This window comes from Streptomyces sp. NPDC048612 (assembly GCF_043199295.1).
Lineage (GTDB): Bacteria > Actinomycetota > Actinomycetes > Streptomycetales > Streptomycetaceae > Streptomyces.
This window is the reverse complement of sequence record NZ_JBICVV010000049.1, coordinates 1-14,408: the sequence shown is the minus strand read 5'-3', so window position 1 is coordinate 14,408 and position 14,408 is coordinate 1. Positions and strand designations below refer to the sequence as shown.

Here is a 14,408-nt window from a genome sequence, read left to right as displayed (position 1 = left end):
GGTGTGTGGACGTAAAGCGAAGCAGTCCACACACCAGGCCCCGGAGGCCCGTCACCGCACCCACAACGCACCCGCCCGCCGCAGGCGCAACGGCGCAGGCAGCAACAAACACCACCTCAACCCACGCCCCGCGCAGCGGACCCGCCCGCCGCAGGCGCAACGGCGAGAAACCCCCACCGCGGGAAAGACAACAACGTGGGCCGAGAGCAAGGCGCAGCCCACGGCGGGAAAGCCGAAAACGTGGGGAAGCTACCGGCTCCCCCGAGCCGACGCCGAAGCCGCCGCAGCCATATCCGAAACCCGCCCCAACATCGGCATGGGATCAACCCCCACCGACCCCGGCAGCACCTCCGCCACCCGCTCCGGCGTCCACCCGCCCCCCTCGGCATACACGGAGCGAAGCTCCGAAGGCTGGGCCCACACGGCGATCTTCGGCCCGGCGACCGTGTAGACCTGGCCGGTGATCTCCCCGGCCCGTTCGCTCAGCAGATAGACGACCAGCGCCGCCACGTCCTCCGGTTCACCGATCTCCGTCAGCTCCATCGGCACCTTGGCCGACATCCGGGTCCGGGCGACCGGCGCCACCGCGTTGGCCGTCACCCCGTACTTGTGCAGCCCGAGCGCGGCGCTCCGTACCAGCGAGATGATCCCGCCCTTCGCGGCGGAGTAGTTGGCCTGGGAGACGGACCCCTGGTGATTGCCGCTGGTGAAGCCGAGCAGCGTCCCGGACCCCTGGCGCCGCATCACCGCGGCCGCCGCCCGGAACACCGTGAAGGTGCCCTTGAGGTGGGTGGCGACCACCGGGTCCCACTCCTCCTCGGTCATGTTGAAGAGCATCCGTTCCCGCAGGATGCCGGCCACGCACACCACACCGTCGATCCGCCCGTACTGCGCCAGCGCGGTGTCCACGATCCGCTGGCCGCCGGCCATGGTCGACACGTCGTCGGCGACCGCGGTGGCGACACCGCCCGCCGCCTCGATCTCCTTCACCACGGATTCGGCGATCTCGCTGCTGGGTTCGCCGCCGTCGACGGCCACCCCGTAGTCGTTGACGACCACCTTCGCGCCCTGTTCCGCGCAGGCGAGGGCGACCGCCCGGCCGATGCCGCGGCCCGCCCCCGTGACGGCGATCACCTTGCCGGCCAAGAAGTTCCCCATGCCGTGACCCCTCCCGCAGTTTCTGACGGACCGTTAGATTTTTGAGCAGACCCGATACGAACACAAGACCCCGGGCCGACCCGAACCCCGCCGCCCCGAGGAGGGCCCATGCCCCTGCCGCAGGAGTTCCACGACATCGCCGAACGCGTGAACAACTGGGGGCGTTGGGGCGCCGACGACGAGATCGGCACGCTCAACCTGATCACCGATCAGGTCGTCCGGGAGGCCGCCGCCCACATCCGCAGCGGCCGCCGGATCGCGCTCGCACTCCCCCTCCGGCACGACGGCGTACAGACCGGCGTGATCCCCGGCCGGGTCAACCCGCTGCACACCATGACCGCCATCAACCAGGAGCTCTTCGGCCCCGGGACGGTCGCGACCTCCGACGATGCGGTCACCATGGGCCTGCAGGCCGGCACCCACTGGGACGGCCTCACCCATGTCTCGCACTCCGGGCGGCTCTACAACAACCGCCCCGCCGACTCGGTCACCGCGCACGACGGCGCCACCCGCCTCGGCATCGAGAAGGCCACCCCGATCGCCTCCCGCGGCGTCCTCCTGGACGTGGCCCGGGTGCACGGCACCGAGCGGCTGCCCGGCGGGCACGCCGTCACCCCGGAGGACCTGGACGCCGCCGAGGAACTGGCCGGGACGACGGTAGGGACCGGCGACATTGTGCTCGTACGGACCGGACAGCTGCGGCACTACCTCGCCGGCGACCGGCAGGCCTACGCCTTCCCGTCGCCCGGCCTGTCGCTGCGCACACCGGAGTGGTTCCATGCGCGCGAGGTCGCGGCGGTCGCCAACGACACCCTGACCTTCGAGATCTTCCCGCCGGAGATCGAGAACCTGTGGATGCCGGTGCACGCCCTCCATCTCGTGGAGATGGGCATGCTGCAGGGCCAGAACTGGAATCTGGAGGAGTTGTCGACGGCCTGCGCGGAGGCGGGCCGCTTCACGTTCTTCCTGTCCGCGATGGCCGAACCGTTCGTCGGCGGGTCCGGTGCGCCGGTCGCTCCGGTGGCGATCCTCTGAGCGGCCGCGTCGAGCCGCCGGCCCCACGCCGGCGACTCGACGGCGCCCGGCCGACCAGGTGGCGGAGCGCTCATGCGCGCCCCGAGCACGGCACCGCGGGCCGCCACCCTCCCCCGGCTTCCCGCCGGGGCCCCCAACCGGGCCACGACCCGCACTCGCCAAGGCCCCGGACCGGAATCCCGGCTCCCCCCACGACCTCGGCGTCCCCTCACGGCGAATCGCTTCACCCAAGAGTGATCAACCGGCCACGCCACGTCAACACCTGGCCGGGGACTGATTTCGTTACGCCCGATTTGCCGCATCCGGCGGAAGGGGTGTCACGGAGGCGCGTCGGCGAGGTACCGCCCGGCTCGGCTACGCCCGGTGCGTCACGGTGCGTGACACCGCGCACGAGGGCTCATACGCCCCCAGATCGGACCCTGCCGCCATGAGCAGCGGCCGGCCGCGGTCCACCTCGCACCAGATCCGCTTGCCGGCGCCCTCCGGCTGCCAGCCCCAGCGGTCGGCCAGGCCGTCGACCAGCTCCAGGCCGCGGCCGTTGGTGTCGTCGCCGTCGGCGTGGCGCTGGCGCGGCGGGCGGGCGCTGGCGTCCACCACCTCGACCCGGACCGTGCCCACCACGGCACCCGACCCGGAGAAGCACATCCGCAGCTCGGCGGCCGCGCCGGTGTGCACCACGGCGTTGGTGACGAGTTCGGAGATCAGCAGGATCAGCGTCTCCGCGAGTGGCTCGTCGACCCCTATGCCGGAGCCCGCGAGCCGCGACCGGGCCCACCGCCGGGCCCGCCCCACCTCCGCGGGATCGGGCCGTACGTCCAACTGCACCTGAAGCACCTGCACCGCTCACACCATCCGAACCGGCGGAAACATCGCCTCGCGCCTCCACGAGGTCACGGTGCGTGACCCCGGCGAAGCACAGCATGGTTGACGTTCAGTCACCCCAACAAGCGCTTCGGGCATATTCCAGCGCAAGGGAGTATGCGTCCTGCATACTGTGCGACGCACTTTCCGGGGAGTCGAACATGAGGGGCGACCGGGCCCCTGCCCAGTGCGGGCGGCGCGCAGTCCGTACCCCGGAGCCGTCCTTCCGACGGCACCGGGTCCGTTGCGCATCGGAACCACTCGCACCCAACGGAGAGTACCCGAGCGGTACGCCGACTCCCCCCTGTGACGAGTCACGCCTAGGACACAACCCGATATCGACACTCCGTGACCGCTTCTGCGTAGTGAGTCCGACATTCCGCACACGGGATGCCTGAGTCTGACATCGCCGGCCACCACGCACCCCCGTCCCGGCTCCCGAGCCCACGCCGTCAGGCGATCAGGCCCGCCGCCAGCAGCTCCTCCGCCCCGGCCGCCGTGCCCCAGCGCTCGGCGTGCCACCAGGCCCGTTTCAGATGCAGATGGACATCGGCCTCCCAGGTGAAGCCCATTCCGCCGTGGACCTGCAGACAGTCCCGTGCGTTACGGACCGCGGCCTCGTCGGCGAGCAACTTCGCACCCACGATGTCGAGATCACTCTCCGTGACCGACGCCGCATAGACCGCACTACGGGCCATTTCCGCCCGTACCAGCATCCCGGCGCAGAGCTGCTTGACCGCCTGGAACGAGCCGATGGGGACGCCGAACTGCTCGCGCTCGCGGGCGTGGCGGGCCGCCATCTCGACCGTGCGGACGGCGCTGCCGAGCTGCTGGGCGGCGGTGAGCAGCGCGGCCTCGCGCCGGAGCCGGGGGACGTCCACGGCCACGGGGGCGGTGCGCGGCAGGTCCAGGACGCGGGCGAGCGGGGTGAGGGGGTCAACGGAAGCAAAGGGGGCGCAGGACACCCGTTCCGGTGCGCTCCGGTACGCACCGCATGTGCGCCCCTGTGCGCCCTCGACGCCGCCCCCGGACGCGCCACCGCCCCCGCCGCCCTCCCCCTCCAGCAAGATCAACTCATCGCATCCGGCCGGGTGTTCCCACAGCACCGGCTCCCGGGCCGCGTCGCACAGCCCGACGATCCGCTCGCCGTCCGCGACACCGTCCACCACCCCGGCCAGCAGCTGGCACGCCACCAGCGGCCCCGGCAGCAGTGCCCGCCCGGCCTCCTCAAGGACCAGCACCGCCTCCGGCAGCCCCAGCCCGACCCCGCCGTCCTCCTCCGGCAGCCGCAGCGCGAAGAACCCGGCCGCGCCCAGCTCGCGCCACAGCGCACGGTCCGGCGCGGGGTCCCCGACAGCCGCCCGCAGCCGGTCCCGGCCGAACCTCCCGGCCAGCAGCTCCCGGGTGCCCTCCTTCAACGCCCGCTGATCTCCGGTGAGTTGGAAGTCCACCGCCCGGTCACCGCCCCTTCGGCAGGCCGAGAATCCGCTCGGCGACGATGTTCTGCTGGATCTGCGAGGTACCGGCCGCGATGGTGTACGAGAGGGACGACAGCCGGTCCGCGACCCAGGCGTGGTCCGCGTCCAGCGCTCCGGCACCCAGCACCTCGGCCGCCGCGTCGTACAGCTCCTGGCGGGCGTGCGAGTAGCGCAGCTTGAAGACCGAGCCGCCGGTTCCCGGGACGCCGCCGCCCGGCCCGCCGCCGCGCGCGGGGCCCCGCATCGCCTCGCTCACGTTCCACTGGGTCAGCCGCCACAGCGCCGTGAACTCCGCGCTGAGCCGGCCCAGCCGGCGGCGCAGCACGGCGTCGTCCCAGCGGCCGTTGGCGCGGGCGGCGCGGGCCAGCGCGCCGAGCACCCGGCGGCAGGCCACGACCTCGCCGACGAAGGCGGTGCCGCGCTCGAAGGACAGTGTCACCATCGTCACCCGCCAGCCGTCGTTCTCCGCCCCGACCCGGTTGGCCACCGGGACCCGCACCTCGTCGAGGAACACCTCGGCGAACTCCGTGGAACCGGCGAGGGTGCGCAGCGGCCGGACCGTCACCCCCGGCGCGTCCATGGGCATCGCCAGCCAGGTGATGCCGCGGTGCCGGGGCGCGTCCGGGTCGGTGCGGACGAGGAGTTCGCACCAGTCGGCGACCTCGGCGTGCGAGGTCCAGATCTTGGCGCCGCTGACAATGTAGGTGTCCCCGTCGCGGACGGCCCTGGTGCGCAGCGCGGCGAGGTCGGAGCCGGCGTCCGGCTCACTGAAGCCCTGGCACCAGATCTCCTCGCCGCGCAGGATCGGCGGCAGCCAGCGGGCGCGCTGTCCGGCGGTGCCCTCGGCGGCGAGGGTGGGCCCCGCGTGCAGCAGACCGACGAAGTTGGCGCCGACGTAGGGCGCCCCGGCGCGTTCGGTCTCCTCCAGGAAGATCAGGTGCTGGGCGGGGGTGGCGCCCTGTCCGCCGGCGTCCCGCGGCCAGTGCAGGCCCGCGTACCCGGCGTCGTACAGCATCCGCTGCCAGGCCGTGTCGTACGCCCGGCGGCCGGGCCAGTCGGTCGCGGCGGGCGGGTCGGGGAGCCGCGGCAGCACCTCGCCGAGCCATCGGCGCAGCCGGGCCCGGAAGTCCTCCTCCTCCGGTGTGCAGCTGAGGTCCATGCGCGGCTACTCGCCGCGGTCCGGTCCGGGCACGCGGCGCGCGGGGCCGCGCACCGGCCCGTGGACCGTCGTCTCGTCGGGCCTCTCCCACAGGTTCGCCATCGCCGTCCCCTCGCCGCCCGCATCCGACATCTGATGGACCGTCAGAATCAGGCTAGCCGTGGCCCCTCTGGGCCGACAAGGCCCGACCCCTGAATCTCGGAGGGCGATCTGACGTTGCGTCAGTTCATGTCGTGACGGGAGCCCCATGGTCACCCCGGGCGCCCCGGAGGGCGGCCCCGAGCAGCCGGCCGGCCTCGACGGGCGGCCCGTGGAACCGCCGCCCGGCCGCCTCAGCTCGGCCGGTAGGCGCTCGTCGCCTGCGCGTAGAGCTGGTCCACCTCGCGCCGGCCACGGTCCGGGCCGATGACCAGGACGAGGTGGTAGCGGCCCTTGTGGATCATCGCGAGGTTGCGTACGTACACCTCGCGGCCGCTGCTGTCGCGCCACGAGAAGGTGCCCTCGGCCATCGCCGTCTTCCCGACGTCGATCCGCTGGAGGCCGGAGGCCGAGGCCCAGCCGGAGGAGCGGTACGGCGCCAGCTCGGGCTCCTTGTTCTGCAGATACGCCATCGGGTCGGTGCCGAAGCCCGCCGTCGCGTCCCGGCCGGGCACCACCACCAGCTCGTAGTCCCCGCCGACGTACCGCACCTGGCCCCGGTCGTTCGCACCGCGCCGCTGCCAGCCCTTGCGGACCGCGATCTGGAAGCCCTCCGGGTCGCTGCGCACCTCGAAGCCCTTGGCGACCCCGGCGGGGGCGCCGGTCTGCGGTGCGCCGGGGCCGGCGGAGGCATCGTCGCGCTCCTGGTCCCCGGACGGCGTGGGGCTCGCCCCGGGCGCCGCACCCGAGGTGCCGGTACGGTCCGCACCGCGCCCGCCCGCCTTGGAGTCCGGGCCGGACTTCGGCAGGAACGCCATCGCGTAGACCACCGCGCCGACGAGCAGCAGCAGGATCGCGGTGAGCAGCAGCCGGCCGAGGTGCCGCGGCGCACGGGCCGGGCGGGGCGCGGCGTCCGGGCCGGCCTGACCCGGCGTCTGCTGCTCGTACGGACCCTGGTCAGCGGGCATGCTCACGCCGGGCGGCGGGGCGGACCTGCCGGGCCGGGGCGGGCGGGCCGCCCGGGGCTGCCTCAGCGGCTTGGGCTGCTTCGGGGGGCGGGGCGGCCGGGCGGTGGAGACGAGCGGGGCGGGCTGCTCCGGGGCGGGCGCCGGGGCAGGCATCGGGGCGGGCTCCGGGGCGGGCGCCCGCGGCACGGGCGGCGCGGGCGCGACGGCACCCGCGGCCGCCGGGACCGGCCGCGGTGCGGTGCGGCGGCCCGTCCGGGGCTTCTTGTGCCGTCCCCTCCGCACGAGTTCGCCGCGGCGCCGCAGGATCGGCAGCCGCCGCGGATCGGCCCCCTCCGCCGGCATCGTCACCAGCCGGCCGTCGGCCTCCGGCTCCGGCGCGGTACGGATCAGCGAGTGCAGCCAGCCGCTCAGCTCCTCGGCGTCCGGGCGGTCGGCCGGGTCCTGACGGAGCAGCGACTCGACGACCGGCCGCAGCGCCCCGCACTCCTCGGCGACCGCGGGCGGCTGCGCACAGACCAGCTGCGCCAGTTCGACGGCGCTGTCCTCGGGGAACGGCGGCTGCCCCTGCACACACCGGTAGAGCAGCGCACCGACCGCCCACAGGTCGGTGGCCGGGCCGACCGGCGGCGCCAACTGCCACTTCTCGTGCACCGGTCCGGCCTGCTCGGGCGCCCAGCGCTCGGTGACCGGGCCGACGACGGTCAGCCGCGCCTGCCGGGCCCGTTCGGCGGCGAGGGCGGCGCTGGGCCGGCCGTACGCGGGGGCGGTGGCGTCACCGTCCGGTGCGGGCTCGGTCGGCGCGGGCGGGGCGGCCGGCCGGTCCGCCGCGTCCTCGTCCGGCACGTCCGCGGCATCGGCGGGCGGCTCGGCCCCGGTGGCGGGCGCCGCGCCGGTGGGCGGCTCGGCCCCGGTGGGCGGCTCGGTTCCGCACAGCGCTTCCTGGGCCGCGCCCGCCGCCAGACCGGTCAGGATGGCCCGGCCGTCGTCGCAGAGCAGGACCGTACGGGCGGTGATGTTGCGGTGCAGCCGGCCCGCCGCGTGCAGCACCCGCAGCACGGTGAGCAGGTCCGCGGCGATCTCCGCGGCGCGGTGCGGGGACAGCGGACGCTCGGCCAGCAGCGCGGACAGCGGCCGGGCGACGAGGAGTTCGGCGACGATCCACAGGCTGCCGTCCTGCACGAAGACGTCGAAGACCTGCTCCAGCCGGGGGTGATCGGCCAGCTGGGCCGCGGTCGTGGCGGCCTCCAGCGCGCGCCGCACGGCGGGGTCCCGGGGACTGCGGTCGGCCGCCCCCGCCCCGGCGGGCAGCCGTGCGGCACCGTAGCGGCCGCCGCCGGCGCGTTCGGCGGGCCCGGCGGGCTCCGCCCCCACCACCTCCGCGTCCACGACCTCCGGCAGCGGCACCTGACGGACCAGGACCTCCTGCCCGCTGAACGTGTCGAACGCCCGGGACTCGGTGAAGTCGTCGTCGCCGAGGGGCCGCAACGGCAGGCGGTATCGCTCGGCGAGCACCCTTCCCGCGTACTCGTCCACGACGCCTCCCCGCAGCGCGCGCTGTGTCTACCGTCGCGCCGGACGCCATCGGCGCAGGCGCCTCTGGTCACTTCCGGTCGTATTCCCGCCGAATGCGGATGCGTACGGTCTTAGCGGTCTCACGATACGTGCCCACGCCGAGGCGTGCGGCCCGGTCCGGCAACGACGCGCGCTCTGTCCGCCCATCGCCCGGCCCGCGCCCCGGCCGCGCGCTCAGTCCTTGATGGCGAAGGTCTTGAACGCGGTGTTCACCACGTCCTGGCACTTCTTGTTCGGCCAGCCGTCCTTCTTGCACGTGATCATGATGGCGTAGCCGTGGTCGTCGTCGGCCCGGAAGCCGCGGTCGAGGACCCGGACCGCCTGACCGCTCTGCCGGCGGGTGAAGGACCAGTCGGCGACGGTCGGATAGCCGCGCCACTTCACCGACTTGATGTCGATGAGGTGGTAGTCCTCGCTGGAACCGCGCACCGCCGGCTCCAGGCTGCGCCAGGAAGCCGCCGCGTCGGAGCCGGGCTTGGCGTTGTAGTCCACCTGGACGCGGGGGAAGCCACCGGAGGCGCTGTAGATGACACCGGAGCCCTCGCCCGCGGTGCCGGTCTGCTTGAAGCCCTCGGGCATCGCCATACCGAAGTGGAACCGGCCGTTGGAGACCCGCGCGAAGCCCTCCGGCACCGCCTTGTCCCCCTTGCCCCCCTTGCCGTCCTTCCCGTCCTCGCCGCCGGTGTCGCCGGCCTCCTCGGCCGGGCTGACCCCGCCCGGCTGCTGCGGGTCCGACGCGCCGGACCCGCCCTTCGCCGCGTCCTCGTCCGCGTCGGCGGAATCGCTGGACGGCTTCGCCTTCGCCGCGGACGACGCCTTGTCGTCCTTGCCGGCCGGCTTGCCGCTGCCCTTCGCGGTGTCACCACTGCTCAGCGCCACGGCCAGGACCGTGCCCAGCACCGCCAGGACGACGACCACGGCCACGATGACCAGTGTGCGGCGCGGGACGACGTCGGTCACCGAGGCACGGGGCGCCGGACGGTTCCCGTCCCCGGGTCTGTTCTCCGCACGGGCCCGCGCCGCGGCGGCCGCCGTACGCACCGTCTCCAGGGCGCCGCGCAGCCGCTCCTTGGCGGCGTCGGTGTCGAAGCCGGGGCGGGTGAGCGTCGGGCGGGACGCGCCGGAGTCCGTACGGTCCGCCCCGGCCGTCTCCCCGGCAGCCGGGGAAGCCTCCGGCCGCGGGCTCCCGGTCCGTTCCGGGGCGCTCGTCGTGGCGGACGTGGCCGATGCGGCGGCACCGGCCCCGGCCGCGGCGGCACCGGCCTTGCCCTTGCCCTTGTCCGTGGAGACACCCCCGGACGCCTGCTTGGCCGCGGGCTCCGCCACCGGGGCGGCGGCCGGCTTCGCCTTCGGCTTGCGCGGCGTACGGGACTTCGGGGCGGGCTTCGGCTTCGGCGCGCTCTCGGGCTTCGCCTTCGTCCGCTCCTTGGGCGCCGTCGGCAGCACCATGGCCCGGGTCTCGTCGAGCGGGGGCTCCGGCTTCTGCGCCTCGGGGGCGTGCACCACGTCCAGCAGCAGCGCCCGCGCACCGGCGTCGTCCAGCCGGTCCGCCGGGTCCTTCACCAGCAGGCCGTAGATGACCTCTTCCAGCCCGCCGGCGCTCTTCGGCGGCTCGACCGGCTCGGTCATCACCGCGGTGAGCGTGGCGATCGCCGAGCCCTTGTCGTACGGCGGCACGCCCTCGACGCAGGCGTACAGCAGCCCGCCGAGCGACCACAGGTCGGCCGGCCGGCCCGGCTTGTGGCCGCGGGCGCGCTCCGGGGAGATGTAGGAGGGGGCGCCGACGAGCATGCCGGTCGAGGTCACGGAGGGGTCGCCCTCGACCTGGGCGATGCCGAAGTCGGTCAGCACGACCCGGCCGTCATCGGACATCAGGACGTTGGACGGCTTCACATCGCGGTGCAGGATGCCGGCGTCGTGGGCGGCGCGCAGCACGTCGAGCACCGCCAGGCCGACCTCGCCGGCCCGGCGCGGGGTGAGCGGACCGTCGTCACGGATGACCTCGGCGAGCGAGCGGCCCTCGACCAGCTCCATCACGATCCACGGGCGGTCGTCCTCGTCGACCACGTCGAAGACCGTCACCGCGCCGTTGTTCCGAATCCGGGCGATCGCCTTGGCCTCGCGCAGCGTGCGGGTGATCAGACGACGCTTCTCGTCCTCCTCGACCCCGCCCGGGAAGCGCAGTTCCTTGACTGCGACCGTACGGCCCAGGACCTCGTCGCGTGCCCGCCAGACGGTACCCATGCCGCCCCGGCCGAGAACATCGGCGAGCCGGTACCGGCCGGCGAGCAGCCTGCCCTCCTTGCCGTCCATCTCGACCTCGTCGCCCACTGAATCCCCTCTGCAATCCAGCCGAGTTGGCAGCTTCGACGTCCCATCGATCACCAAACTGGCCCAACTCGGACAACCCACCCTGGCAGAGCCTTCATTCTCCCTCATCCGCAGCCGTGCGGAAGGCCCGGGTGGGTGCCGGGCGACACCGTGTTCCCGTCAGGACGGCCCGGAGGAACGGGAGTCCCGGCGGGGGAGCGCCCGCGCCGCCCGCCTAGAGCGGCACGATGTCCGGCGCCCCCAGCCGCGCCGCGTCCGCCGTCAGGTCGTCCGGCTGCCGCTGTGACTCGCGCTCCGCCTCGACCCGCTTCTGGTAGTGCGCGATCTCCTTCTCGACCTGGTCGCCGTCCCACCCCAGCGCGGGCGCGATCAGCTCGGCGACCTCACGGGCGCTGCGGGTGCCCCGGTCGAAGGTCTCGATGGAGATACGGGTGCGCCGGGTCAGCACGTCGTCGAGATGGCGGGCGCCCTCATGGGTGCAGGCGTAGACCGCCTCGGCCCGCAGATAGTCGTCCGCGTGCGCCAGCGGCTCACCCAGCGACGGATCGGCCACCACCAGCTCCAGCAGCTCCTCGGTCAGCGAGCCGTAGCGGTTCAACAGATGCTCTATACGGGCCACATGCAGCCCGGTGCGCGCCGCGATCCGGGCCCGCGCGTTCCACAGCGCCTTGTAGCCCTCGGCCCCGACCAGCGGCACGTCCTCGGTCACACAGTCCGCGACCCGCTGGTCGAGGCCGTGCACCGCCTCGTCCACCGCGTCCTTCGCCATCACCCGGTACGTCGTGTACTTGCCGCCCGCCACCACGACCAGCCCCGGCACCGGATGCGCCACGGTGTGCTCCCGCGACAGCTTGCTGGTGGCGTCCGACTCCCCGGCCAGCAGCGGCCGCAGTCCGGCGTACACTCCCTCCACGTCGTCCCTGGTCAGCGGCGTCGCGAGGACCTCGTTCACATGCTCCAGCAGATAGTCGATGTCCGCGCTGGAGGCCGCCGGGTGCGCCTTGTCCAGATCCCAGCCGGTGTCCGTCGTCCCCACGATCCAGTGCCGTCCCCAGGGGATGACGAACAGGACGCTCTTCTCCGTCCGCAGGATCAGTCCGGTCGTGGAGTGAATCCGGTCCTTGGGGACGACCAGGTGAATCCCCTTCGACGCCCGGACATGGAACTGCCCGCGCTCCCCGATCAGCGCCTGGGTGTCATCCGTCCACACCCCGGTGGCGTTGACGATCTGCTGCGCCCGGATCTCGTAGTCACCGCCCCCTTCGACGTCCTCCACCCGCACGCCGACCACCCGCTCACCCTCGCGCAGGAAGCCCACCACGCGCGCCCGGTTGGCGACCTGCGCTCCGTAGGCGGCCGCGGTCCGCACCATCGTCGCGACGTAGCGCGCGTCGTCCATCTGCGCGTCGTAGTACTGCAGCGCGCCGACCAGCGCGTCCCGCTTCAGACAGGGCGCCACCCGCAGCGCCCGCTTCTGCGACAGATGCCGGTGCACGGGAAGCCCGCGGCCGTGCCCCGACGAGACCGACATCGCGTCGTACAGCGCGACACCGGAGCCCGCGTACCAGCGCTCCCAGCCCTTGTGCTGGAGCGGGTAGAGGAACGGCACCGGCTTGACCAGATGCGGCGCCAGCCGCTCCAGCAGCAGCCCGCGCTCCTTCAACGCCTCCCGGACCAGCGCGAAGTCCAGCATCTCCAGATACCGCAGACCACCGTGGATCAGCTTGCTCGACCGGCTGGACGTGCCCGAGGCCCAGTCACGCGCCTCGACCAGTCCGGTGGCCAGCCCGCGGGTCGCCGCGTCCAGCGCGGTCCCCGCGCCGACGACTCCGCCGCCGACCACGAGAATGTCCAGCTCCCGCTCCGCCATTCGGGCGAGCGCCTCGGCCCGCTGCGCCGGTCCCAGTATCGCTGTCTTCACCGCTGCCTCCCGCTGTGATCGGGGCCACACCCCCCGTCCGTCGATTCTGTCCACGCCGCGTGCCGGTATCCACCCTCCACTCGTGACGGCAACACCCCGCCGCCTTGATCCACCAATCCCTATTCTGGGTCAAATATCCGCTTAGTGTATTTATGCGCCCTCCACACACGTCATGCGCACCCGCCCATCGCAGTCGCTCGGGAAGGACGGCCGCAGCATGCCCGCAGACCTCGCCGTCATCGGACTCGGTCACCTCGGCCTCCCTCTCGCCCAGGCCGCCACCGCCGCCGGCATCGGCACCATCGGCTACGACCCCGACCCACAGGCCGCCGCGCTCGCCGGCGACGGGCCGCTGTCCGCCACGGAACTCCGCCGGCTGCTCTCCGCCGGCTTCCGCACCACCACCGACCCCACCACCCTCGGCCGGGTCCGCACCGCCGTCCTCTGCGCGCCCACGCCCCTCGGCGAGGACCGCGCCCCGGACCTCACCGCACTCGCCGACGCCGCCCGCACACTGGCGGCGCAGCTGCGCCCGCACACCACGGTGATCCTCGAATCCACCGCCTACCCGGGCACCACCGAGGATTTCCTGCGTCCCCTCCTGGAGGAGGGCTCGGGCCTCACCGCCGGACGGGACTTCCACCTCGCCTGCTCCCCCGGCCGCCACGACCCCGGCAACCGCACCCACCACTACGCCAACACGCCCAAGGTCATCGCCGGCCTCACCCCCGCCTGCACGGAGGCGGCCGCCGCCTTCTACGGCCGCCTCACCGACAAGGTCGTCCGCGCCCGCGGCCCCCGCGAGGCCGAGACAGCCAAGCTCCTGGAGACCAACTACCGCCACATCAACATCGCCCTGATGAACGAGATGGCGGTCTTCTGCCACGAGATCGGCGTCGACCTGTGGGACGTCATCCGCTGCGCCGAGACCAAACCGTTCGGCTTCCAGGCCTTCCGCCCCGGCCCCGGCGTGGGCGGCCACGCCGCCCCCGTCGACCCCAACCACTCCCCCCACAAAGGCCGTTCACCCGGCCACCCGCTCCGCATGGTGGAACTGGCCCACGAGGTGAACAGCCGCATGCCGCGCTATGTCATCCAGCGCTGCGCCACCCTCCTCAACGAGCACGGCAAATCCGCCCGCGGCGCGCGCATCCTGCTGCTCGGCGTCACCTACAAGCCCGACATCGGCGACCAGGCGGGCTCCCCGTCCCACGAGATCGCCTCCCGCCTGACGGAACTCGGCGCGCACCTCACGTACCACGACCCCTACGTCCCCCAGTGGAACGTCCTGGGCCGCCCCGTCCCCCGCGCCGACTCCCTCTACGAGGCCGCGGCCGCGGCGGACCTGACGGTCCTGTTGCAGCCGCACCGCACGTATGACCTCCAGGGGCTCGCCGTGAAAGCGCAGCTGCTCCTCGACACGAGGGGCGCCACTCCTTCGGGTGCCGCCCATCGTTTGTAGCCGTTTTGGGCTCGTAGCCCCGCTTCCCACGTTGTCAGGTGGCCCCGCCGTGCCTGCTTTTCGCCTTTGGCGGGGGTGGTGTTTGGGCGGGGGCCGCGGTTGTTCGTTGTGGTGCCGGGTTCGGTCCTCCGGGGCCTGTGTTGTGGACTGCTTCGCTTTACGTCCACAACACAGGCCCCTCCGGACCGCCCCCTCCCGTTTGTGTGGCGGCCTCCGTCCGGTGGGGGGAGATGTAAAAGACCAGTAGCTGGGCCCGCATCGTGATGCGGGCCCAGCGACGGGGGGTTTGTTTTGTCACCCACCCCCCGGGGGGGGCCCCGCCACA

At 73.4% G+C, this 14,408-nt stretch carries 10 protein-coding genes; 2 read left to right on the top strand and 8 right to left on the bottom strand.

The annotated features are described in order from the left end of the window. Nucleotides 1–249: 249 nt before the first annotated feature. Nucleotides 250–1,158 (bottom strand): SDR family oxidoreductase, encoded by a 909-nt coding sequence (locus tag ACGFN2_RS35585; RefSeq protein WP_393367094.1) that lies wholly within the window; start codon nt 1,156–1,158, stop codon nt 250–252. 108 nt (nt 1,159–1,266) lie between these two features. Here ACGFN2_RS35585 and ACGFN2_RS35580 point away from each other — a divergent pair, with 108 nt between their 5' ends. Next, on the top strand, nt 1,267–2,193 hold the full coding sequence (locus ACGFN2_RS35580; protein ID WP_362614059.1) for a cyclase family protein: 927 nt from the start codon (nt 1,267–1,269) through the stop codon (nt 2,191–2,193). 354 nt (nt 2,194–2,547) lie between these two features. Here ACGFN2_RS35580 and ACGFN2_RS35575 read toward each other — a convergent pair whose 3' ends face one another. The 7 genes from ACGFN2_RS35575 to ACGFN2_RS35545 all read right to left on the bottom strand — a co-directional run bounded on the left by ACGFN2_RS35575 (nt 2,548) and on the right by ACGFN2_RS35545 (nt 12,621). After that, the gene (locus ACGFN2_RS35575; protein ID WP_362614062.1) at nt 2,548–3,033 is read right to left on the bottom strand and encodes an ATP-binding protein; all 486 of its coding nucleotides are present in this window, start codon (nt 3,031–3,033) and stop codon (nt 2,548–2,550) included. A gap of 473 nt (nt 3,034–3,506) precedes the next feature. Next, nucleotides 3,507–4,505: an acyl-CoA dehydrogenase family protein gene (locus ACGFN2_RS35570; RefSeq protein ID WP_393367091.1), complete on the bottom strand. Its 999-nt coding sequence runs from the start codon at nt 4,503–4,505 to the stop codon at nt 3,507–3,509. Nucleotides 4,506–4,512: 7 nt separating this feature from the next. Further along, nucleotides 4,513–5,691, bottom strand: a complete 1,179-nt coding sequence (locus tag ACGFN2_RS35565; RefSeq protein WP_393367089.1) for an acyl-CoA dehydrogenase family protein — start codon at nt 5,689–5,691, stop codon at nt 4,513–4,515. A gap of 6 nt (nt 5,692–5,697) precedes the next feature. Next, nucleotides 5,698–5,823: a hypothetical protein gene (locus ACGFN2_RS35560; protein ID WP_362614069.1), complete on the bottom strand. Its 126-nt coding sequence runs from the start codon at nt 5,821–5,823 to the stop codon at nt 5,698–5,700. 200 nt (nt 5,824–6,023) lie between these two features. Continuing rightward, nucleotides 6,024–8,330, bottom strand: a complete 2,307-nt coding sequence (locus tag ACGFN2_RS35555) for a protein kinase (protein ID WP_362614071.1) — start codon at nt 8,328–8,330, stop codon at nt 6,024–6,026. A 213-nt stretch (nt 8,331–8,543) separates the two neighbouring features. Further along, the gene (locus tag ACGFN2_RS35550) at nt 8,544–10,682 is read right to left on the bottom strand and encodes a serine/threonine-protein kinase (protein WP_393367096.1); all 2,139 of its coding nucleotides are present in this window, start codon (nt 10,680–10,682) and stop codon (nt 8,544–8,546) included. A 232-nt stretch (nt 10,683–10,914) separates the two neighbouring features. Further along, nucleotides 10,915–12,621, bottom strand: coding sequence for a glycerol-3-phosphate dehydrogenase/oxidase (locus ACGFN2_RS35545; protein ID WP_393367086.1), 1,707 nt, complete (start codon nt 12,619–12,621; stop codon nt 10,915–10,917). A gap of 217 nt (nt 12,622–12,838) precedes the next feature. On the opposite strand from ACGFN2_RS35545, the gene ACGFN2_RS35540 reads away from it, so the two are divergent. After that, a complete protein-coding gene (locus ACGFN2_RS35540; RefSeq protein WP_362614077.1) occupies nt 12,839–14,083 on the top strand; it encodes a nucleotide sugar dehydrogenase in 1,245 nt (414 codons plus the stop codon). The last annotated feature ends 325 nt before the right edge of the window (nt 14,084–14,408 follow it).